We start from the raw sequence: 1,051 nt of genomic DNA, 5'->3' as shown, positions 1-1,051 counted from the left end.
GCCGAGAATATACTTCAGCACGGTACGGCGGCCGACCTTGACGTCAGCGGTTACCGGCATGCCAGGGACGATCGTGAAACTTGCGGGCACACCATGGAGGGCGACCTCGTCGATGGAAATCTGCGTGCGGTAAAACAGGTCAGCGTCCGGGGGCAGCATGGCCAACGAGCTGTTCGGGTCGCGCGCCTGTTCCCGGGCCGAGAAGGAATCCGGGCTCACCGTGCGCACAGTGCCATGCGCGAGGCCATATTGCGAATATGGAAAGGTGTCGAACTTGATGGCCACGGGGTCACCGACGTGGACGAACCCACTGCTACGGCCGACAATGTTCGTTTCGATTTCAAGCACCGCGTCGTCCGGCACCAGGGTCATCAGCCGGTCACCCGATTGCAGGATCGACCCGACGGAAACCTTCGCCACTGACTGAACGATGGCGTTTGCATCGCTTTTCAGCTCAACCAACTGTTTACGCAGCTTTGCCTTGTTGAGAAGCTCACGGGCATCGGACATACGCGAGCCCGCCTCCGACAGGCCTTGCGAGACTTCCGCGCGCCAGCTCTGGATGTAGCCATCGCGGTCGGCGGCCACCGTCGCCTGTTGTCGCTTGGCAGCTTCCGATGTCTGCTCGGCGTTGCCGAGCGCCCGGGACATCTCTGCCCAGTTGTCCTCGGCCAGAAGCGTATTGAGGCGGCTGCCCACCTGTCTTGCTTCCAGTTGCTTGCGCATCCGTTCGATCGAAGCCGCGACGGCCAGTCGCTGGCGGTAGCCGTCAGCATCGGACCGGGAACGCGAGATCACGGAACTGAGTTCATCGCTCTGCCGGTCAAAACTCGACAGCTTGGCGTCGTAGACGGCTTTTCGACGATCGAAGATTGATGCCTGCAGGGTCCAACTCGGGTCCAGACCGTCATAGCTGAAGGGCTTTCCGTCGGCTTCCGCTTTCAAACGGGCCACTTCGGCTTCAAGTGTCGAGACCTGTGTCGTCAGCGCAGCAAGGTCAGCGGAGGCGAAGGTCGCGTCGAGGCGAGCAAGCGTTTGACCGGCTCGCACG

The 1,051-nt window shown here is 61.7% G+C and carries 1 protein-coding gene; it reads right to left on the bottom strand.

Going from position 1 to position 1,051, the window contains the following annotated elements:
* Positions 1–1,051, bottom strand: a 1,051-nt coding sequence (locus tag EN932_RS36825; protein WP_128369559.1) for an HlyD family type I secretion periplasmic adaptor subunit, incomplete at both ends; no start/stop codon positions are given.

The sequence above is a fragment of the Mesorhizobium sp. M7A.F.Ca.US.002.01.1.1 genome (assembly GCF_004022955.1).
Classification (GTDB): Bacteria; Pseudomonadota; Alphaproteobacteria; order Rhizobiales; family Rhizobiaceae; genus Mesorhizobium; species Mesorhizobium ciceri.
This window is presented reverse-complemented; position numbering and strand designations above follow the sequence as displayed.